Below are 19,516 nucleotides of genomic sequence, written 5' to 3'. Positions count from 1 at the left end.
CCTGTGCTCCTGGAGAACGTGGGGGAGTTCTGTGAGTCACTGCGCAGTGGATGCGGTCTAGACCAAGTCTCAGATTATTGCGGGTAGTTGAACATGTCCATACCAATAGAAGAGCAGATTCCGTGGAACTGCCGCCTCTCCGGCGGGACTTGAGGGTCAGCGCTCCCCGTGCCCCGTGTAGAACGCCACCGTCAGATCCTTCACCAGCGCCTTGCGCTCGTAGTCGTCGAGTTCGACCAGGCCACGCATCGTGAGCCGGGTGACGGTGTCCTCGACCGAGTCGACCACCTGGGTCAGGACGGTGTCGCGGTCCCTGGCGTCCAGGGCCGCGAGCCTGCGCCTGCGCATCGCGTCGGCCACTTCCGGGGCGTAGTCGATCCGGGTCGGCTGGACCGAGAACACCTCGACACCGGCCGCCTCCGCGTCCGCCGCGAGCCGCCGGGTCAGGGCGTCCCCCACGGCCTCCGCGTTGCGCAGCGTGGGGCCCACCGCGCCGCTCGTCGGGGCGTCGACGGGCAGCTGCGAGAGCACCCGGGCGAGCGCCGCCTCCACGCACGCGCGCAGATAGGCCACGTGATCGTCCACCGCGAGCGAGGCCCGCGCCGTGTCCTTGATCCGCCACACCACGAGCAGCACGACCCGCAGCGCCACCCCGTTCGCGTCCACACCCGGCATCGGCTCGCTGCGCCAGTGCTTCAGGCGTACGTCGACCCGGCGCCGCTTCAGGAGCGGATTGATCCAGACGAGACCGGTACGTCGCACACTCCCCCGGTAGCTCCCGAACAGCGACAGCACCCAGGCCCGGCCGACCCGCCCCCGGCCGAGCCCGCCGAACGCGAACAGGGCGAGTGCCCCCGCCCCGGCGAGCACCGCCCACTGCGCCGGGCCGAGCCCGGCCACCGGCTGCTCGGGAAGCCGGGCGAGCCGCACCGCGAGCGGCGGCAGGAGACCCGCCCACCAGGCGCCCGCCGCGCACCCGGTGAGCCCGGTGACAGCGGCGGCCACGGCGGCGGCGCCCGGCCAGGACCGGCCGCGCCGCTCGGTGACTCCGGTGTCCACGGGCGGCACCGTGCGGGCGGGCGAGGTGCCGAGCACCGGCCGGCGCACGGCCCGGGGCTGTTCCCCGGTGCCCTGCCGGCGGCCCACGACAGCCGGCGGCAACGGCACGGACCCGGTCTCGTCGCGGAAGAGGAGGTGGACGGGGATCTCGGTGGTCGCCTCGTTCTGGATGAGGCGCGGGGTACGCGCGGGCGCCTGTTCAGCGGCCCTTGCGGACCCGGCGGCCCCCGCTCCGGCGGCCTTTGCGGATCCGGCGGCCCCGGCCGGCTGCGGCTCCGCGCCCTCTTCGTAGTCCCCTGGCTTGTCCGTCGTGGTTCTCATCCGTACCTCCGCCGTGCCGTGCCGTGCCGCCGCGCCATTCCGTACCGCAGTGCCGTGCCGCCGCGCCATTCCGTACCGCAGTGCCGTGCCGCCGTGCCGTGCCCGTGCCGCCGCGCCATTCCGTATCGCTGTGCGCCGTACCGCTTGAAGAGAGTGAGGGTCAGGAGAAGAGCCGCCGCCAGGTCTCGGGGCCCGGATAGCCGTCCGCCGCACCGCCCCGCCAGCCCTGGGCGCGCTGGAAGGCCTCGACGGCCCGCCGGTCGCTCTCGCCCCAGCGCGGCCCCGGGCCTCGCGCATAGGACTTGCCGAAGCCCTTCTTCACCAGCTGCCTGCCGAGCAGCGTCACATGAGGGCCCGACCGGCCGGGCCGGAACGCGCCCTTGCCGGGATAGGCCGGCACGCCCTGCGCGGCACCGCTCGCCTGCTGCGCGGCACCATCCGCCGCCGTGCCCGCCGTCCCAGCGCCCGCCGTCCCCGCGCCCGCCGGGCCTGCCGCTCCTGCCGCTCCTGCCGCTCCTGCCGGGATGTCCCGGCCCTTGCCCGTGACCAGGTACGTCCAGGTCCGCGGCCCCGGCAGCCCGTCCGCATCCCGGCCGCTCCAGCCCTGGGCGCGCTGGAAGGCCTGGGTCGCACGGCGGTCCGCCTCTCCCCATACAGGCGACGGCCCCGAGCGGTAGAAGCGGCCGCCGCCGCGCTGGACGAGCAGCCGTCCCAGCTGGGTGACATACGGGCTCCGCGCGCCGGGCCCGAAAGCCGCGGCTCCCGGATAGCGCTGTGCGGCACCGGCCGCCGGGCCGGGTGCGGCAGCCCGGAGGTTCTTGTAGCGATAGGCCGCATAGCGTTTGGACTGACTCCAGTACGCATACGGGGTGGCCTGCTTGCGGGCGTGCGGGCGGGCCTGTTCATAGGCGATGTAGTACGTGTGCGTGTAGTCGGTCCAGCCGCCGAAAATTGTCACGTGCGACCCCTTCTCCGGGTCGGCCTGATTGTGGAAAAGCAGAATGTCGCCGGGCTGCAGCTGCTCGCGTCCGATGCGTACCGCGTATTTGGCGAGGCTGCCCGTCCATTCGTTGCGGCCGAGATTCCAGGCCATGGAAACAAAGCCCGAGCAGTCCTGCCGGTAGCCGTCCTTGAAGAACTTGTCCATGTCGTAGGGGACCTTCGCGGCCACCCAGCGCTTGGCCCGGTTGATGATCTCCGCCCGGGTGACCGAGCGGGCACCCGGCGCGGGCTTGCCCGCGCTGCCGTACAAGGCGGCACTGCCGCCCTGCGGACTGCCGTCGGGGTCCTCCGCCGTGCCGGCCTCCGGCCTGGACGGCCCCTCCGGCCTGCTGTGATGCTGCTCGGCCTGACCGGTGGCGGACGCCGTGTGCGGGAGAGAGAAGACGGTGCCGGCGGCGGCCGCGACGGCCATGGCGCGGCGGGCCGTACGGACCCCCGGGCGCCCGCCGAGCCGGGCCGGCAGCAGCGCCCTTTCACGGCGGAGGCAAACGCAGCCGGGACAGCCGCAGTCCGGTGCCCCCTCGAATTCCTCGAACACCGGCGCGGCCGCGTCGGCTAATTCCGGAGGCTCCGAAGGCGGCGGCTCCGAAGGATCCGAGTAAGCCATCATGCGATTCCCCTCACACCCCGGCCATGAATACTCGCGCTCCTGCACGACGGTCAGTTTCTCAACTGTCCACCGGAATCGCATGCTGACGGTCCGAATGCTGTACGCCGCCGTCGTGCGCCACTCGTACGTATGGCCGGTCGGTCGGGAGCACCCGGAGGCATCGGGTAGAGTTCTCCGGGTCAGCGCGCGCCGCTAGCTCAGTTGGTTAGAGCAGCTGACTCTTAATCAGCGGGTCCGGGGTTCGAGTCCCTGGCGGCGCACAGACGGTCGAAGGCCCCTCGCGGAAGCGAGGGGCCTTCGTCGTTCCCGGAGACTCTCGTCGGCCCCGGACGCTCTCGTCGTTCCCGGACGCTCTCGTCGAGGCTCTCGTCGTCCCGGAGGCCCCATCGCCCCGGACGCTCTCGTCGTTCCCGGACGCTCTCGTCGAGGCTCTCGTCGTCCCGGAGGCCCCATCGCTCCGGACGCTCTCGTCGTTCCCGGCCGGAGTCAGGGTGGCGGTCGGCCGATACCTTTGGCGCATGGCGCGCGACATTCAGGAGCGGATCAAGAAGCTCATCATCGACCGGCGGCTGCCCTCCGGGGCCTCGCTGCCCACCGAGCCCGAGCTGATGGAACTCCTCGGGGTGAGCCGGAACTCGGTGCGCGAAGCACTCAAGGCGCTGCAGGCGATGGGCATCGTCGAGATCCGGCACGGCTTCGGCACCTATGTGGGGCCGATGTCGGTGGCGCCGATGATCGAGGGCCTCACCTTCCGCACCGTCGCGGGGCACTACCGCGGCGAGGACAGCCTGCTCCAACTCCTGGAGCTGCGCGAGGCCGTGGAGACCGGCCTGATCGGGCGGCTCGCGGGCCGGGTGCCCGCGACGGATCTGGCCGAACTGGACGCACTCGTCGACCGGATGGAACACGAGGCCCAGAGCGGCGCGGTGGCCGCCGAGACCGACCGCGCCTTTCATGCCACGCTCCACCGCGGCCTGGGCAATCCCCTGCTCGGCGAGGTGCTGGAGGCCTTCTGGCAGGCGTTCCACCGGGTGCGCACGGATCTCGTGGGGCTGCCGCAGGACCCGAAGGTGACCTGCCGTCAGCACCGGGAGATCCTCGACGCGGTGCGCTCGGGCGATGCGATCCGGGCAGAGCGTGCCATACGGGAGCACTTCGGGAACATCCGAATGCGACTTGGGTCACCTTCCATTCCCATGCCGACGAATCCCGGCGCCTCAACTCCCGCCCCAAATCGTGCATATGGCCAGTAAATTCCGGGGATTCTCCGCTCAGCAGGACACAGTCGCCCTTGCGATCTTGGTGGGGACGTAGAACCCTTGCTGCGACCGGAGAGCCCCCACGAGGCAGGCGATACGGGGTGGTTGGGGCACGGACGGTTGCGCGGGAGTGCGGGGTGGGGGCCCCGTTCATGAAGCGAAGCCGTGCCGGGCATCATGCAACCGGAAGGTCACTCCCGGCAGTCTTACGCAGGGGTGGCCTGCCAGTGATGCGTCCGCGGGGCTCAGGGGGACCCATGGGGGCGCCTCCCAGCGGTAGCTGGGGGAGGCACATTGACCAACGCGACCACGCGGGCACACCGCGTGCGGGGGGATGACTCTCATGACGTCGACGCCGACGGGCGCCGAACCCGGCTCCGACCCGTCCCAGACCACCCAGCTGCGCGTACCGTCCCACCGCACGGGCGGCTTCCGGCGCATCAAGAAAACACTGCCGCGCTACGACTACGAGCACTACAGCCGTCTCGCGGGCCCCCTCACGCAGCCCGACGCGACCAAGCCGTACAAGGTGCAGTACCGCTCGCTGCTCTCCCAGGAGCCGCACCGCCTGCGCGCGGCCCTGATGCTGGGCGCCGCGCCGCTGCTCTCGCTCGTCCTGCTCGGCTGGCTGCTGCAGCCGGAGCACTGGACCAAGCGGGACTACGTACCGAACGCGTATCTGGAGCACCTCGACGTCGTCATGCTCGTCTCGATCGGCCTGATCGAGTTCTTCCGCTGTATGAACGTGCTCTCCAACGCCCATGCCACGCTCGTCGCCCGGGACCCGGTCCCGGTGGTGCCCGAGACCGGCACCCGGGTCGCGTTCCTCACCTCGTTCGTGCCCGGCAAAGAGCCCCTGGAGATGGTCACCAAAACCCTGGAGGCCGCGGTCAAGCTGCGCCACCGGGGCCTGCTGCACATCTGGCTGCTCGACGAGGGCGACGACCCCGCGGTGAAGGCGGTCTGCGAGCGCCTGGGCGTGCACCACTTCTCCCGTAAGGGAGTCGCGAAGTGGAACCAGCAGAAGGGCCCGCACCGCGCCAAGACCAAGCACGGCAACTACAACGCCTGGCTGGACGCGCACGGCGACGACTACGACTTCTTCGCCTCCGTCGACACCGACCACGTGCCGCTGCCCAACTACCTGGAGCGGATGCTCGGCTTCTTCCGCGACGAGAACGTGGGCTTCGTGATCGGCCCGCAGGTCTACGGCAACTACGACAACTTCATCACCAAGGCCGCCGAGTCCCAGCAGTTCCTCTTCCACGCCCTGATCCAGCGCGCCGGAAACGCCTACGGCGCCCCGATGTTCGTCGGCACCTCCAACGCCGTACGCATCAAGGCGCTCAAGCAGATCGGCGGTCTGTACGACTCGATCACCGAGGACATGGCGACCGGCTTCGAGATCCACCGGCACAAGAACCCGGCCACCGGCAAGAAGTGGCGCTCGGTCTACACCCCGGACGTGCTCGCGGTCGGCGAGGGCCCCAACGCCTGGACGGACTTCTTCACCCAGCAGCTGCGCTGGTCGCGCGGGACCTACGAGACGATTCTCAAGCAGTACTGGAAGGGCTGGTACTCCCTGCCGCCGGGGAAGCTCTTCAACTACACGATGATGATCATCTTCTACCCGATGTCCGCCATGAACTGGATACTGGCGGCGCTGAGTTGTGCCCTGTTCCTCGGGCTCGGCGCCTCGGGTGTGAACATCGACCCGACGATCTGGCTGATGCTCTACGGCAACGCGTCGGCGCTGCAGATCGGCCTCTACGTCTGGAACCGCCGCCACAACGTCTCGCCGCACGAGCCGGAGGGCTCAGGCGGTGTCGCGGGCATGGTGATGTCGGCCCTGTCCGCGCCCATCTACGCGCGCTCCCTGATGGACGCCGTGCTGCGCCGCAAGAGCAAGTTCGTGGTGACGCCCAAGGGCGAATCGGCGAGCCCGGACACGCTGTTCGGCACCTTCCGTATCCATCTGTTCTTCATCCTGGTCTTCGCCGGCTCGATGGTCGCGGCGTTCTACTACGACAACGCCCACCCGGCGATGCTGACCTGGGCCTCGTTCGCGCTCCTGATCACGGCGGCGCCGATCTTCGCCTGGCGCTACGCCTGGCGGCAGGAGAAGAAGAAGCGCAAGGCGGGCCCACCCTCCGATGGCGCCTCCGGTGCGGGCGGTCCCGGCACCTCCGCGCCACCACCGCAGGCCACGGTGCCGCAGCAGGGCGGTTCGCCCGAGCAGCCGCAGGGCGCACCGCAGCCGCCGCCCGACCCACGGGTGCCGGGAGCCCACGCGCCGCAGCAGAAGCCCAGTTGGGCCGCCGACCAGACCATGCAGATCGCCCTTGGGGGACGTAAGAAATGAACGACCGCTCCACCAGCCGCCGCCGCGCCCGCCGCTTCGCGATAGGCGCGGCGGTGGTCGTAGCGCTCGCGGGGATGAACGGTCCGTGGCTCTGGCGGTTCGGCTCCGAGCAGTACCACCAGTACAAGATCAACAGACCTGAGTACAAGGCGGAGAACGGCCACTGGGACATAGTCGACGTCCCCGAGGAGTTCCGGCTCAACACCATTCACGCGGCCGTCCTGCACACCGGCAAGGTGCTGCTCGTCGCGGGCTCGGGGAACAACCAGAAGAACTTCGACGCGAAGAAGTTCGACACGATCCTGTGGGACCCGGTCAAGAAGACCTTCAAGAAGATCGACACGCCCAACGACCTGTTCTGCACCGGCCACACCCAACTGCCGGACGGCAAGCTCCTGGTGGCGGGCGGCACCAAGCGGTACGAGAAGCTCCAGGGCGATGTCACCAAGGCCGGCGGCCTGATGATCGTCCACAACGAGAACCCGGACGAGCCGATCACGCTGCCCGCTGGCACCCGGTTCACCGGCAAGAAGAACGGCAAGACCTTCGTCTCGAAGGACCCGGTCGTCGTCGAGCGCGCCAAGAAGGTCTTCGACAAGGCCACGGGCCAGTTCCTGCGCAACGACCCGGGCCTCGGCCGGGTTTATGTCGAGGCCGAGAAGAGCGGCAAGAAGCACGAGACCGGCACCGAGGACAACTACCGGGTCCAGGGCCTCAAGGGCACTCAGGCCCGCAACACCTACGGCATCGCCCAGAAGCTCGCCCTGGACAAGAAGGACTTCCAAGGCATCAAGGACGCCTACGAGTTCGACCCGGTCGCCGAGAAGTACATCAAGGTCGACCCGATGAACGAGGCCCGCTGGTACCCGACACTCACCACGCTCTCGGACGGCAAGATCCTCGCCCTGTCCGGCCTGGACGACATCGGCCAGCTCGTCCCCGGCGACCGCAACGAGGTGTACGACCCGGACACCAAGACCTGGAAGTACGTCAAGCAGAAGCGCCAGTTCCCGACGTATCCCGCGGTGTTCATCCTGCCGAACGGCAAGCTCTTCTACTCGGGTGCGAACGCCGGGTACGGCCCTGACGACGTCGGCCGCGAGCCGGGGATCTGGGACTTCGACACCAACCGGTTCACCAAGGTGAAGGGCCTGAGCGATCCGAAGCTGATGGAGACCGCGGGCACCGTCATGCTGCCGCCCGCGCAGGACGAGAAGTTCATGGTGGTCGGCGGCGGTGGCGTCGGCGAGTCCCAGAAGTCCAGCGAGAAGACCCGGATCATCGATCTGAAGGCCGACAAGCCGGAGTTCAAGGACGGCCCGTCGCTCGGCAAGGGCACCCGCTACCCGCAGTCCTCGATCCTGCCCGACGACAGCGTCCTGATCACCGGCGGCTCCGAGGACTACCGCGGCCGCGGCGGCTCCAACATCCTCGAAGCGCGGATGTACGACTCGCAGAGCAACCAACTGCGCCGTGTGGCCGACCCGTTGGTGGGCCGCAACTATCACTCGGGCTCCATGCTCCTGCCCGACGGCCGCGTGGTGGTGTTCGGCTCCGACTCGCTCTTCTCGGACGACGCCAACACCAAGCCGGGCAAGTTCGAGCAGCGCATCGAGATCTACACCCCGCCGTATCTCTACAAGGGCGCCAAGCCCGCGCTCACGGGCGGCACGGACTCGATCGAGCGCGGCGGCTCGGCCACGTTCAAGACCCGGGACGCGGCGTCCATCAAGAACGCCCGCCTGATCAAGCCGAGCGCGTCCACGCATGTCACCGACATCGACCAGCGCTCCATCGAGCTCGGCCTGAAGAAGTCCGGTGGCTCGGTGACGGTCACCGTCCCAAAGAACAAGAACCTGGTGCAGCCCGGCTGGTACATGCTGTTCGTGACGGACGACAAGGGCACACCGAGCGAAGCGGTGTGGGTGGAGGTCCCGGAGTAGACCCCTTCCGGGCGATGAGGGCGCCCCCGTCTCACCGGCGGGGGCGCCCTCAACTCATGTTCCAAGGGACCTACTTGGCTACTTGGCGCCCTTCGCGAGCCCCAGTGCGTACTCGGGCCACCACTGCCCGGCCGGCGGGCCGCCCTTGCACTCGCCGTCCGACTCACCCGGACGCTTGATCCACAGATAGGCGTCCACGCTCTTGTCGGCCGTCTTCGTGGTCGGCGCCTCACCGAGCGCACGGCCCGGCGGATTGCACCACCGCTCGTCCGGTTCGCCCTGTGTGTAGGGGCCGTTGCCGTTGCGGCTGGTGTCGATGACGAACGGCTTGTTGCCGAACTTCGCCGAGAGCTCCTTGCCGAAGGCGGTGGACTCCTCGGTGGTGTAGAAGTTCGAGACATTGACCGCGAAGCCGTCGGCCTGGTCGATACCGGCCGACTTCAGCGGGGTGTACAGGGCGTCGGGCTTGGGGCCGCCCGGGTTGCCGCCGTCCAGATACACCTTGGTGTTCTTCAGCGACTTGAGCTTCTCGATGGCCCCCTTGAGCAGATCGAACCGCTCGCCGTGGAACTCGCCCGGCGTACAGCCGTCGACCACGTGAAGCAGCGCGTCCGGCTCCAGGATCACCGTGGCCGGACGGTCGCCGATCCCCTTGGCCACACCGTCGATCCAGGTGCGGTAGGCGTCGCCGTCGGCGGCGCCGCCCTTCGAGTACTGGCCGCAGTCGCGGTGCGGGATGTTGTAGAGCACCAACAGGGCGTCCCGGTCGGCCTTTTCGGCGGCGTCCGCGTAACCACGCGCCTCGCCCTCCGGATCGGCCGGGTCGACGATCCACTCGGCCACCGGCTGCTCGGCGATCTTCCGGATCAGCTCGGCGTTCTTGTCGTCGCCGTCCTTCTGGTACGTCGCCACCTGCTGGGCCGCGTTCCCCTCCGGGTTGACCCAGTACGGGTCATTCCCCTTGGGCTGCTGCTTGATCGATCCTTCGGTCTTGCCGGGGCCGTCGCCCCCGTCCGAGGAACAGCCGGCGATCAGCAGCGCCGCCCCCACGGCTGCCGCTCCCGCCTGCCACCTCAACCCCGCAGACCTGCGCCTACGGCGGATTTCGCTGCGGTACATCCACTCCCCCTTGGGTGCACTGTCGGGGCCCCAATCCTGACATACGCGGTCCTTGACCCACGAGGCCCGCCTGCGGCCTGTCACCGGATCGGTGCAGTATGCCGACGGCCCCGCGACCGGCCCGTCCAGCCATTCCGCGAGGAGCTGTTACTCGTGGCAATGGCGGGGTAGGCGGCTCCGCACAAGACGCGATAAGACAAGGCGCAGTAGCACAAGGCGTGATGACTGAGCGGGGTGAGCACATTCGAGGAGGGCGCTCATGTCCGGCCCCATGGTTGATACATCAGGCCCGGAGGACGTCCCGTACGGCCCCGGCGCGGCCGAGCTCCGCGAACTGCGGCTCGCCGCCGCGTTCCTGGAGGCCGCCGACACCCTGGCGGACGACTTCGACCTGGCCACCTATCTGCGGCGCCTGTCGGACCACTGTGTGGAACTGCTCGGCGCGCGGGCGGCCGGCGCCGTCCTCATCGGCGGCTCGCGCGGCACCGGCGAGGCCCAGGTGTCCCTGGCCGCCTCCTCCTCGCACGAGGACTGGGTGCTCGGCCTGCTCGAAGTGCAGCGCCACGGCGGCCCCTGTCTGGAGAGCTACACCACCCGCGCCGTGGTGCCGCCGCTGCAGCTGGCCAGGCCCGAAGTCCTGGAACGCTGGCCGCACTTCACCAGCTACGCCCGCAACCACGACGTCACCACGACCTACGCCGTACCGCTGCGCCGGGACGACCTCGTGCTCGGCGCCCTCAACCTCTTCACCGACACCCCGCACCCCACCACGGAGGTGCGCCTCGCCCAGGCCCTCGCCGACGCGGCCGCGATCGGTCTGACGCACCAGCGCGATCTGCACGGCTACCAGACGATCGCCGAGCAGCTGCAGTCCGCGCTCTCCAGCAGGGTCCTGATCGAACAGGCCAAGGGCATGCTCGCCGAGCGCTGGCAGGTGAGTGTCGATGCCGCCTTCCACGCGCTGCGCAGCTACGCCCGCCGGGCCCGGCTGCCGCTCGGCAAGGTCGCCCAGGCCCTGCTCTCCGGCGCCCTCGACGACTCGCAGCTGCCGCGCGGCGGGCCGAAGCGGCCCTGAACCGGCGGCGGGGTGCGCCGTGTACGTGGCGGGCCGGGGGCCGCTCGTGTGCACCTGACCCGGCCGGTGGCCCGCTCCCCCCGGAGCCGCCGGCCGGGCCGGTCCTCCACCGCGCGCGCTCGGGCTGCGGGAGGAACCCGGCGCCGGCACGGGAGGTTTCGATGGTGCCGTCCCATGGCGTCTGAGACGGCTCTGTACCGTCTTCAACCAGGCCGGGGGCTGGGGCCGTTGACCTCACTTTAGAACGGATGAGCGCCTCGGCCTAGAGGGGTTTTGACGCCAAGCCGCCTCTTGGTGGCCCCGCTCAGGGCCCCTTGCCCATCAGATACGCGGCGCTCGGGGCCCCTTGTTCGTCAGGCACGCGGCGCTCAGGGCCCCTTGCCCGTCAGGTACGCGGAGACCACGACATTGGACGAGTAGCTGCGGGTGGCACGGTCGAAGGTGCCCCCGCAGGTGATCAGGCGCAGCTCCGCCCGGCCCGCCTCCCGCTCCCCGTACGCCTTCAGCGGGTCGAAGCCATCGCGCTGGAAGACCTGCACGTCCTCGACGGTGAACTCGGCGAGCGATCCGTCGGCCCTGGTCACCCGCACCTTCTCGCCGGGCTTGAGGGCGCTGAGGTGGTAGAAGACCGCGGGCTTGCTCTGGGTGTCGACATGCCCGACGAACAGCGCGGTGCCCTTCGCCCCCGGCTTGGTGCCGCCCGCGTACCAGCCGACGACGCCTGGCTGGTCGTAGGAGGGCGGGTCGATGGCCTTGTCCTGGTCGAGGCCGCGCTTGACCACGGGGGCCTGCACCCCTATCGCCGGGATGTCCACCCGGTGCGGCCGTGCCTCCGGCAACGGGTCGTGCGCGGGCGGCAGTTCCACGGGGTAGGGGCGCCCGACCGCGGCCACGTCACCGGTGGCCGGCGTGGAGCCGCCCGGTACGTCGGTCAGTTCGCGGCCCCACAGCCACAGGCCCACGAGGAGCACCGCCCAGGCCACTCCGGTGAGCAGCCGCGCGGTGCCGGACGAACGTTCCCCGTCCATGGCGCGCGCCTACTCGGGGCGTCGGCGCCGGCGGATCAGACGGCCGGCCACGGCGAGTCCCGCGGCCGTCGCGAGCAGCCCGCCGATGAGGACGTGCCGCTTGCCGGGGCCGTCCTCGGCCTGGGCGGCCAGCTGTGCGGTACCGCCGCCGCCCGCCCTGATCGGTGCGGTGGGCGAGGGCTGGCTGCGGGCCACGGTGACGGTGCCCTTGGCCTTGCCGTCCTCGCCGTCGCAGGTCACGGAGACGTCATAGGTGCCCGGGGTGACCGTCGAGCGGATCATCGCCTCACCGGACAGCGGGAAGCCCTTGCCGTCCCGGCCGGTGAGCGAGCCGTCGGCCACGAAGGCCTCGGATTTCGCGGCGCCTGTGGTGCCGTCACAGCCCGTCGCGGCGATCTGCACCTCAGCGCCGGGCGCGGCCTGGGACGGGGTGATCTTGACGCCCGCGGGGTCCCCGGCGAAGGCGGCCGTCGGCGCGGTGGCCAGCAGGGCGGTGGCACAGAGAGTGAGGGCGAGTCGACGCATAGTCCGAGCGTCCGCCCGGGGTACGGGCGCCGCCATCGGGTGTGGGCCAACCGGGTCTTCTTCCCCCGGTCCCGCCTGAGTTCTTCAGCCCCTCCGGCGTTTGAGGAGCGCCGTCCGCGGAGGACTTCCGGGAAGGGGCGGGGCGGGGGAAGAAATCAGACCCGCTCGACCAGATCCGCGATCGAGTCGACGACCTTCGACGGCCGGAACGGGTACCGGTCCACCTCGTCCGGCTTCGTCAGGCCCGTGAGCACCAGATACGTCTCCATCCCGGCCTCGAGTCCGGCCAGGACATCCGTGTCCATCCGGTCCCCGATCATCGCGCTCGTCTCGGAGTGCGCCCCGATCGCGTTCAGGCCGGTCCGCATCATCAGCGGATTCGGCTTGCCGGCGAAGTACGGGTCCTTGCCGGTCGCCTTGGTGATCAGGGCCGCCACCGCGCCGGTGGCCGGCAGCGGGCCTTCCAGGCTGGGGCCCGTCTCGTCCGGGTTGGTGCAGATGAAGCGGGCGCCGTTGTTGATCAGGCGTACCGCCTTGGTCATCGCCTCGAAGCTGTAGGTGCGGGTCTCGCCCAGGACCACGTAGTCGGGGTCGGAGTCCGTGAGGATGTAGCCGATGTCGTGCAGGGCCGTCGTCAGGCCGGCCTCGCCGATGACATAGGCCGTGCCGCCGGGGCGCTGGTCGTCGAGGAACTTCGCGGTGGCGAGGGCGGAGGTCCAGATATTGCCCACCGGTACCTCCAGGCCCATCCGCTTGAGGCGGGCGTGCAGGTCACGGGCGGTGTAAATGGAGTTGTTCGTGAGGACCAGGAACGGCTTGCCGGACTCCTGGAGCCGCTTGAGGAAGGCATCGGCACCGGGGATCGGGACGCCCTCGTGGATGAGGACTCCGTCCATGTCGGTGAGCCAGGATTCGATCGGCTTGCGCTCTGCCACGGGACTGATCTCCGCTCTTGGCCGGAATACCGGTATGAGGACGGCCGGACACCGTCAGCCTAACGGGGCGGGCCGAGACCGGCCCGCCCCGCCCGACCTGCGGACGCTCAGCTCAGCCGGACGTCGTCCACGGTCCAGAACCAGTTGTTGTCGCCCGCGTACCGGAACCTGACCTGTACGTCCTTGGCTCCCGAGGGCACTTTCAGGTCAAGCGCCTGCGGCTGCGCCTTGGCGTCGGCCGTGAAGGACTTCACCACGGTGGGTGCGCCGCCGTCGTAGGAGACCAGGACCTGTGCGGTCTGGCCCGCCTCGTGCTGGTAGTGCGTCTGGAAGCGCAGGGTGCGGGTGGTGCCGCCGGTGACCGCCCACTTGGGGCTCACGAGCGTGGAGTCGAACGTCCCGGTGTGCGCCTTGTCCGCCCACTCGTCGGAGTCGGCGACCGCGAACACGTCACGGGAGCGGACATTCAGCTCGCGCCCCTGGTCGCGCTGGGTCCGGGTCCAGAAGTCGTCCGTGGCGAAGGACCAGCCGCGCCACTCGGTGATGCCGCCCGTGCCCATCTTGGAGTTGTCCACGGACCAGCCGGCGGGCGGCGTGTGCGTATGGCCCTTGACGCCCTCCGGGATGCCCGTCTCGTCGGTACGGGCCTGGAGCTTCGGCCGCAGGGTGTCGAAGGCGTCGCCGGACGGGCTGTCGAGGGGCACCCCGTCGAGTCCGGTGGTGGGCACCCCGACGTGCTTGAGCGCGGTGGCGGCGACATCGACGAGGCGTACGTCGTGGCGGACCGAACCGGCCGGGATACCCGCGCCCTTCGCGATCACGAAGGTCTCGCGCTCCTCGGGGGTCGAGCCGCCGTGGCCGCCCGCCGCGGTGTGCCCGTGATCGGTGGTGACGAGGATCTTCCAGTTCTCCTCGGCGTACGTCGGACGTGCGGTGACCGCGTCCAGGACCTTGCCGATGTGCTGGTCGCTGCGGGCGATGGCGTCCAGGTACTGCTGGCTGGCCGCGCCGTGGCTGTGTCCGGCGACATCGATCTCGCCGAAGTAGACGAAAGAGGCGTCCGGGTCGCCGTTCTTCAGCCGGTCCGCGGCCGCGGCGGCGATCTTCGGGTCCTCTACGTCGTAGCCGTTGGCGTCGCCCTTGAGGCCGAGGCGCTCGTCGACCTTGGGCGAGTAGATCGGGCCGCCGGCGTCGGCGGACGCGATGGGCTCCCAGTCGGCGGCCGCGTAGGTGTTCAGGGACGGGTCGGCGTTCTCGGCGCGGGTGAGGAAGTCGGGGTAGGTGTCGAACTGCTTGCCCGCGAAGGAGTTGTCCTTCACGCCGTGCTTGTCGGGCCAGACACCGGTGGCGATCGTGGACCAGCCGGGGCCCGATGAGGTGCTCGCCATCGGCGAGGCGTAGAGCTTCGAGGGGGCGGTCATCCCCTCGGACATCAGGCGCTTGAGGTTCGGGGCGTTCGCCGCCTTCACGCGGTCGAGTACGGCGCCGTCGACACCGATGACCAGGACCTTGTCCTTGGTGGCGGCGGGCGCCGGAGCGGCGGACGCGCCGCCGCTCGCGGTGAGCTGGATCGTGCCTGCGAGCAGGGCGACGGCCGCCGCGGGCACGGCTATCGCTCTGACAGGGACTGTGGGCACGTACTCCTCCATCTGTGGGGTGGGAAAGAGGGAATGATCAGCTGCCGGTGGCAGATTTCCAGGCGTCGACGTACGCCGAAAGGTTCTTGTCGATATCGGCCCAGTCGGGCTGGAAAACCTCGACGCCGTCCATGAGCTTGGTGAGTTCGATGGCGTTGGCGTCGGTGGCCTTGATGTCGCTCCGGGCGGAGAAGCCGCCGCCGACCGAGGAGACCTGCTTCTGCGCCTGCTCGCTCAGCATGAAGTCGAGGAGCTTCTTGCCGTTCTCGGTGTGCGGGGCGCCCTTCACCAGGCCCGCGGCGTACGGCAGGGCGAAGGTGGTGGGCTTTCCGCCGCCCTTCTTCGGGAACCACATACCGAGATTCGGCATGGACTTGGCCTGCGCGAAGTTCATCTGCACATCGCCGTTGGCGACGAGGAGTTCACCCTTGTCGGTCTTGGGCGCGAGCTTCGACGTGGACGAGGACGGGCCCACGTTGTTGGCCTGGAGCTTCTTCAGGTATTCCATCGCGGCGTCCTTGCCGCCGAAGTCGTGCATCGCCTTGATGAGGACGGCGGTGCCGTCGCCCGCGACGCCCGGCGTGGAGTACTGGAGCTTGTTCTTGTACTTCGCGTCGAGCAGCTCCTCCCAGGTGGCCGGGGGCTGCTTGAGCTCCTTCTTGTTGTAGACGAAGGAGAAGTAGTTGTTGACGATGGCGGTCCAGTTGCCGTTCTCGGCCTTGTCGGCGCCGTCGACGTGCTCGGCCCCCTTGGGCTCGTACTTCTGCAGCAGGCCCTTGCCGTCGGCCTGCTGGATGAACGGCGGCAGGGTGACCATGACATCGGCCTGGGTGTTGACCTTCTCGCGCAGGGCGCGCTGCACCATTTCGCCGGAGCCGCCCTCGACGTACTTGACCTTGATGCCGGTCTTCTTCTCGAAGTCCTTGAAGACCTGGTCGTACCAGCCCTTGCCGCCCTCGCCCTTGAGGCCGTCGGCGCTGTAGACGGTGACGACCTTCTCGTCGGACGCGGCGGAGTTGCCGCCGCAGGCGGTGAGGGTGGCGGCGAGTGCGAGGCTGCCGGTGACGGCGGCTATGGCTTGGGAGCGCATGACGATTCGTCTCTCCTTGCGGGGATTCAGCCGGGGGTACAGCAGGAGGAATTCGGCGAAGGGAACAGGAATTCAGAAGAAATCTGGATAACTCGGGGGAACTCGGGGGAACTCGGAGGAACTCGGGGGAACTCGGGGGAAATACCGAGGACTTCAGCGGTACGAGGCCTTGGTGCGGATACGCGACACGGCGAGCAGGACGAGGAGCGTCGTGCCCATCAGGACCACGGCGACGGCCGAGCCGGTGAACAGGGAGCCTCGGTCGGTGGCGGTGAAGATCTGGACGGGCAGCGGCATCCAGTCCGGCGGGTAGAGCATCATCGTGGCGCTCAACTCGCCCATGGACAGGGCGAAACAGAGCCCGGCCGCGGCGTTCAGGGAGGGCAGGAGAAGCGGCAGCTTCACCCGCCACAGGACGTAGCCGGGCCGGGCGCCGAGGGAGGCGGCGGCCTGCTCGTACGCCGGGTCGAGCCGCTGGATCGCCGCCGAGACCGACTGGTAGGCGAAGGCGGTGACCAGGATGGTGTGCGCGATGATCACGATCCAGCGGGTGCCGTTGAGCAGGAACGGCGGCTGCGAGAAGGCGACCAGGACGGCGAGGCCCACGACCACCGAGGGCACGGCCACCGGCAGCATGAACAGCGCGTCCATGACCCGCTTGCCCCGCTTGCCCAGGGCGTGCGCGGCGAGCGCGGCCCAGGTGCCGGCGGTCAGCGCGAGCAGGCTGGCGCTGACGGCGGTGATGAGGCTGGTGGTGAGCGCCTGCAGGGACTCGCCGCGGGTGGCGGCGGCGTAGTGCCCGGTGGTGGGCCCGGAGGGGAAGGCCCCGGACCAGTTGGTGGCGAACGAGGCGGTGACGATCACGAGGAGCGGCAGCGCGAACAGCGGGAGGAAGAGCACGAAGAACAGTGCCCAGACGCTCCACTTCCCCTTCCTGCTATGCACCAGCACGACGGCTCACCACCCGGTACAGGCCGTAGAGGCCCACGGAGATCAGGACGTTGACGACGGCGACGACACAGGCGGCGGTGTAGTCCGACTCCAGGATCGCCTTGCTGTAGACGAGCATCGGCAGGGTGGTGACCCCCTTCGCCCCGGTGAACAGGACGATCCCGAACTCGTTGAGACACATGATCAGTACGAGGCTGCCGCCGGCCGCGAGCGCGGGCAGCGCCTCCGGCAGGATCACCTGCCGGATGATCCGCGGGGCCTTGGCGCCGAGCGACGAGGCCGCCTCGATCTGCGCGGTGTCGATCTGTGAGAACGCGGCGAGCAGCGGCCGCATCACGAACGGCGTGAAGTAGGTGATCTCGGCGAGCAGTACACCCCAGGGCGTCCCCAGGAACTGGAACGGTCCGGTGGCCGCGCCGGTGGCATCCGTCCACAGCCCGTTGGCCATGCCGACGGAGCCGTAGATGAACAGCAGCGCGAGCGTGATCAGGAAGGACGGGAAGGCCAGGAACACATCGATGAACTTGGCCACGGCCTTCCCGCCGGGGAACGGCACGAAGGCGATGACCAGGGCGAGGGCGAAGCCGAGTACGAGACATCCCACGGTGGCCCCGACGGCCAGCCACACGGTGGTGCCCAGGGCCTCGCGGAAGGCGGGGTCGGCGAGCACATCGGCGTACGGCTGCGTCGAGGTGCCGCCTTCGAGCGGCGTGAAGGACTGCTGGGCGACGAGCACGAGCGGGTAGAGAAAGACCAGGGCGAGCCCGGCGACCGGCGGCAGCGTCCACATCCAGCGCGGCGCGGCGGCCTGCCTCTTGGCCTTCGGGGCGTTCTTGGCCGCGAGCGTGACACTAGCCATCGCGCACCCCCGTGCCTTCGCCCACTCCGGCGCCGAGCAGCACCGCGTCCTCGGGTGCGAAGTGCAGATCGACCTCGTCGCCGAGCGCGGGAGGTACCCGCAGCTCCCTGACGTCCGCCTTTACCCGCTGCCCCGCCACCTCGACGTAGAGGCGGTGCGTGGCCCCCCGCCACTGCACCTCCGCCACGGTGCCGCGCATGGTGTTGGCCCCCTCACCGAGCCCCACCAGATGCGGCCGCACACACAGGGTGGCGGCGGAACCGGACGACACTCCCCCGGTGTCGACCTTCAACTCGGCGCCGCCGAGGGTGACTTGCCCCTCACCCACCCGTACGGGCAGCAGATTGGCGTTGCCCACGAACGACGCGGTGAACTCGGTGCGCGGGCGCCGGTACAGCTCCTGCGGCGTACCGCAGTCCTGCAGGCGCGCCTTGTCCATGACGGCGATCCGGTCGGCCAGGGTCAGCGCCTCGACCTGGTCGTGGGTGACGTACAGGATCGACACATCGGGCAACTCCCGGTGCAGCCGGGCCAGTTCGGCCAGCATTCCGGACCTGAGCTGTGCGTCGAGCGCGGACAGCGGCTCGTCGAGAAGCAGGACACCGGGCCGGATGGCGAGCGCCCGCGCGATGGCCACGCGCTGCTGCTGCCCGCCGGAGAGCTCCCGCGGATACCGCTTGGCGTAGGCGGCCATCCCGGTCATCTCCAGGGCCTCGGCGACCCGCCCCGGGATCCCGGCCCTGTCGGCCTTCTGCGCCTTCAGGCCGAAGGCGACGTTGTCCTCGACGCGCAAGTGCGGGAAGAGGGCGTACTGCTGGACGACCATGCCGATGCCGCGCCGGTAGGGCGGCAGGTCCGTGACATCGCGGTCACCGATGAACACCCGCCCGGAGACGGGCCGCACGAATCCGGCGACGGCCCGCAGCGCGGTGGTCTTCCCGGACCCGGAAGGCCCGAGCAGCGCCATCACCTCGCCGGGCTCGACGGTCAGGTCGAGGTGGTCGAGCACGGTGTTCTCCGCGTGCCTCCCGTACGCGACGGACACACCGTCGAAGCGGATGCCGCTGTGCATCAGCCCACCCCGCCGATGAGGCCCGGGAGTTCGGCGACCGAGCCGAGCACATGGGTGGCGCCGGCGTCCCGCAGCGTTGCGCTGTCGTGTGCCCCGGTGAGCACCCCGGCGACGATTCCGGCCCCGGCGCGGGCACCGCTCCTCATGTCGTACGCCGTGTCACCGGCGACGGCTATCTCGCGTACGTCGTCGGCGGCCCGGGTGCGCAGCAGGGCGGCGAGCACCATGTCGGGGTAGGGCCGCCCGCGGCCACCGGCGTCGGCGGGGCAGAGCGTCAGCTCCACCAGGTCACGCCAGCCGAGCGCGTCGAGGATGGCGTCCTGGGTGACACGGGCGAAGCCGGTGGTGAGCACGACGGTGCGGCCGGTGGCGCGCAGTTCCTCGATGGCCTCGCGCGCCCCCGGAACCGGCGCGATCCGCCCGCCGTCCACCAGCTCCCCGTACGCGGCCTCGAAGGCGGTGTTGGCCTGCTGTGCGAGCTGCTCGTCCCCGAACAGCGCCCGGAACACGGTGATTTTGGACTCGCCCATGGTGTCGCGGACGTACTGCAGCTTCTTCTCGTGGTCGGCCGAGCCGGGCTCGACGCCGAGCTGTCCGGCGGCGCGCGAGAAGGCCTGCTCGACAAGGCCGCCGTCGGCGACGGTGGTTCCCGCCATGTCGAGGACGACG

Annotated in this window: 16 protein-coding genes and 1 tRNA gene; 5 read left to right on the top strand and 12 right to left on the bottom strand. The window is 69.9% G+C overall.

The window, feature by feature from the left end; translation table 11 throughout:
- Nucleotides 1–156: 156 nt before the first annotated feature.
- Nucleotides 157–1,380 (bottom strand): SPFH domain-containing protein, encoded by a 1,224-nt coding sequence (locus ACFQVC_RS14045; RefSeq protein WP_381830699.1) that lies wholly within the window; start codon nucleotides 1,378–1,380, stop codon nucleotides 157–159.
- Nucleotides 1,381–1,540: 160 nt separating this feature from the next.
- On the bottom strand, nucleotides 1,541–2,989 hold the full coding sequence (locus tag ACFQVC_RS14040; protein WP_417851981.1) for a peptidoglycan-binding protein: 1,449 nt from the start codon (nucleotides 2,987–2,989) through the stop codon (nucleotides 1,541–1,543).
- Nucleotides 2,990–3,178: 189 nt separating this feature from the next.
- Here ACFQVC_RS14040 and ACFQVC_RS14035 point away from each other — a divergent pair.
- The 4 genes from ACFQVC_RS14035 (at nucleotide 3,179) to glxA (ending at nucleotide 8,556) form a co-directional block, all read left to right on the top strand.
- Nucleotides 3,179–3,252: transfer RNA gene (locus tag ACFQVC_RS14035), tRNA-Lys, on the top strand.
- 258 nt (nucleotides 3,253–3,510) lie between these two features.
- Entirely contained in the window at nucleotides 3,511–4,245 is a 735-nt protein-coding gene (locus ACFQVC_RS14030) for a FadR/GntR family transcriptional regulator (protein ID WP_381830695.1), read from the top strand.
- A gap of 349 nt (nucleotides 4,246–4,594) precedes the next feature.
- On the top strand, nucleotides 4,595–6,613 hold the full coding sequence (locus ACFQVC_RS14025) for a glycosyltransferase family 2 protein (protein WP_381830693.1): 2,019 nt from the start codon (nucleotides 4,595–4,597) through the stop codon (nucleotides 6,611–6,613).
- On the top strand, nucleotides 6,610–8,556 hold the full coding sequence (gene glxA / locus ACFQVC_RS14020; RefSeq protein ID WP_381830691.1) for a radical copper oxidase GlxA: 1,947 nt from the start codon (nucleotides 6,610–6,612) through the stop codon (nucleotides 8,554–8,556). Before ACFQVC_RS14025 ends, glxA begins: the two co-directional genes overlap by 4 nt.
- Before the next feature lie 78 nt (nucleotides 8,557–8,634).
- Here the strand turns inward: glxA and ACFQVC_RS14015 are convergent, their stop codons facing one another.
- Nucleotides 8,635–9,675 carry a glycoside hydrolase family 6 protein gene (locus ACFQVC_RS14015; protein WP_381830689.1) on the bottom strand — a complete coding sequence of 347 codons (1,041 nt, stop codon included), beginning with the start codon at nucleotides 9,673–9,675 and terminating at the stop codon, nucleotides 8,635–8,637.
- A gap of 259 nt (nucleotides 9,676–9,934) precedes the next feature.
- Here ACFQVC_RS14015 and ACFQVC_RS14010 point away from each other — a divergent pair, with 259 nt between their 5' ends.
- Nucleotides 9,935–10,750 carry an ANTAR domain-containing protein gene (locus tag ACFQVC_RS14010; RefSeq protein ID WP_381830687.1) on the top strand — a complete coding sequence of 272 codons (816 nt, stop codon included), beginning with the start codon at nucleotides 9,935–9,937 and terminating at the stop codon, nucleotides 10,748–10,750.
- Between the two features lie 368 nt (nucleotides 10,751–11,118).
- Here ACFQVC_RS14010 and ACFQVC_RS14005 read toward each other — a convergent pair whose 3' ends face one another.
- The 9 genes from ACFQVC_RS14005 to ACFQVC_RS13965 all read right to left on the bottom strand — a co-directional run bounded on the left by ACFQVC_RS14005 (nucleotide 11,119) and on the right by ACFQVC_RS13965 (nucleotide 19,503).
- Nucleotides 11,119–11,778: a class F sortase gene (locus ACFQVC_RS14005; protein WP_381830685.1), complete on the bottom strand. Its 660-nt coding sequence runs from the start codon at nucleotides 11,776–11,778 to the stop codon at nucleotides 11,119–11,121.
- Between the two features lie 9 nt (nucleotides 11,779–11,787).
- Nucleotides 11,788–12,303, bottom strand: coding sequence for a hypothetical protein (locus ACFQVC_RS14000; RefSeq protein WP_381830683.1), 516 nt, complete (start codon nucleotides 12,301–12,303; stop codon nucleotides 11,788–11,790).
- Between the two features lie 155 nt (nucleotides 12,304–12,458).
- A complete protein-coding gene (locus tag ACFQVC_RS13995; protein ID WP_381830681.1) occupies nucleotides 12,459–13,238 on the bottom strand; it encodes an HAD-IIA family hydrolase in 780 nt (259 codons plus the stop codon).
- 107 nt (nucleotides 13,239–13,345) lie between these two features.
- A complete protein-coding gene (locus ACFQVC_RS13990; protein ID WP_381830679.1) occupies nucleotides 13,346–14,875 on the bottom strand; it encodes an alkaline phosphatase family protein in 1,530 nt (509 codons plus the stop codon).
- A 37-nt stretch (nucleotides 14,876–14,912) separates the two neighbouring features.
- Nucleotides 14,913–15,965 carry a 2-aminoethylphosphonate ABC transporter substrate-binding protein gene (locus tag ACFQVC_RS13985; RefSeq protein WP_381830677.1) on the bottom strand — a complete coding sequence of 351 codons (1,053 nt, stop codon included), beginning with the start codon at nucleotides 15,963–15,965 and terminating at the stop codon, nucleotides 14,913–14,915.
- A gap of 153 nt (nucleotides 15,966–16,118) precedes the next feature.
- Entirely contained in the window at nucleotides 16,119–16,916 is a 798-nt protein-coding gene (locus ACFQVC_RS13980; protein WP_381830675.1) for an ABC transporter permease, read from the bottom strand.
- Nucleotides 16,903–17,775: a 2-aminoethylphosphonate ABC transporter permease subunit gene (locus ACFQVC_RS13975; RefSeq protein ID WP_381830673.1), complete on the bottom strand. Its 873-nt coding sequence runs from the start codon at nucleotides 17,773–17,775 to the stop codon at nucleotides 16,903–16,905. Before ACFQVC_RS13975 ends, ACFQVC_RS13980 begins: the two co-directional genes overlap by 14 nt.
- Entirely contained in the window at nucleotides 17,768–18,847 is a 1,080-nt protein-coding gene (locus ACFQVC_RS13970; protein WP_381830672.1) for an ABC transporter ATP-binding protein, read from the bottom strand. Before ACFQVC_RS13970 ends, ACFQVC_RS13975 begins: the two co-directional genes overlap by 8 nt.
- Nucleotides 18,847–19,503: a phosphonatase-like hydrolase gene (locus ACFQVC_RS13965; protein ID WP_381831041.1), complete on the bottom strand. Its 657-nt coding sequence runs from the start codon at nucleotides 19,501–19,503 to the stop codon at nucleotides 18,847–18,849. Before ACFQVC_RS13965 ends, ACFQVC_RS13970 begins: the two co-directional genes overlap by 1 nt.
- Between the last annotated feature and the right edge of the window lie 13 nt (nucleotides 19,504–19,516).

The sequence above is a fragment of the Streptomyces monticola genome (assembly GCF_042665355.1).
Classification (GTDB): domain Bacteria; phylum Actinomycetota; class Actinomycetes; order Streptomycetales; family Streptomycetaceae; genus Streptomyces; species Streptomyces monticola.
The sequence above is the reverse complement of the archived record's forward strand: the minus strand, read 5'-3'. Positions and strand labels throughout refer to the sequence as shown.

Bases quoted from the DNA above. Each gene is read 5' to 3' on its own strand.
- ACFQVC_RS14045 (WP_381830699.1), bottom strand. From the start codon at position 1,380: ATGAGAACCACGACGGACAAGCCAGGGGACTACGAAGAGGGCGCGGAG.
- ACFQVC_RS14040 (WP_417851981.1), bottom strand. From the start codon at position 2,989: ATGGCTTACTCGGATCCTTCGGAGCCGCCGCCTTCGGAGCCTCCGGAA.
- ACFQVC_RS14030 (WP_381830695.1), top strand. From the start codon at position 3,511: ATGGCGCGCGACATTCAGGAGCGGATCAAGAAGCTCATCATCGACCGG.
- ACFQVC_RS14025 (WP_381830693.1), top strand. From the start codon at position 4,595: ATGACGTCGACGCCGACGGGCGCCGAACCCGGCTCCGACCCGTCCCAG.
- glxA (WP_381830691.1), top strand. From the start codon at position 6,610: ATGAACGACCGCTCCACCAGCCGCCGCCGCGCCCGCCGCTTCGCGATA.
- ACFQVC_RS14015 (WP_381830689.1), bottom strand. From the start codon at position 9,675: ATGTACCGCAGCGAAATCCGCCGTAGGCGCAGGTCTGCGGGGTTGAGG.
- ACFQVC_RS14010 (WP_381830687.1), top strand. From the start codon at position 9,935: ATGTCCGGCCCCATGGTTGATACATCAGGCCCGGAGGACGTCCCGTAC.
- ACFQVC_RS14005 (WP_381830685.1), bottom strand. From the start codon at position 11,778: ATGGACGGGGAACGTTCGTCCGGCACCGCGCGGCTGCTCACCGGAGTG.
- ACFQVC_RS14000 (WP_381830683.1), bottom strand. From the start codon at position 12,303: ATGCGTCGACTCGCCCTCACTCTCTGTGCCACCGCCCTGCTGGCCACC.
- ACFQVC_RS13985 (WP_381830677.1), bottom strand. From the start codon at position 15,965: ATGCGCTCCCAAGCCATAGCCGCCGTCACCGGCAGCCTCGCACTCGCC.
- ACFQVC_RS13975 (WP_381830673.1), bottom strand. From the start codon at position 17,775: ATGGCTAGTGTCACGCTCGCGGCCAAGAACGCCCCGAAGGCCAAGAGG.
- ACFQVC_RS13970 (WP_381830672.1), bottom strand. From the start codon at position 18,847: ATGCACAGCGGCATCCGCTTCGACGGTGTGTCCGTCGCGTACGGGAGG.
- ACFQVC_RS13965 (WP_381831041.1), bottom strand. From the start codon at position 19,503: ATGGCGGGAACCACCGTCGCCGACGGCGGCCTTGTCGAGCAGGCCTTC.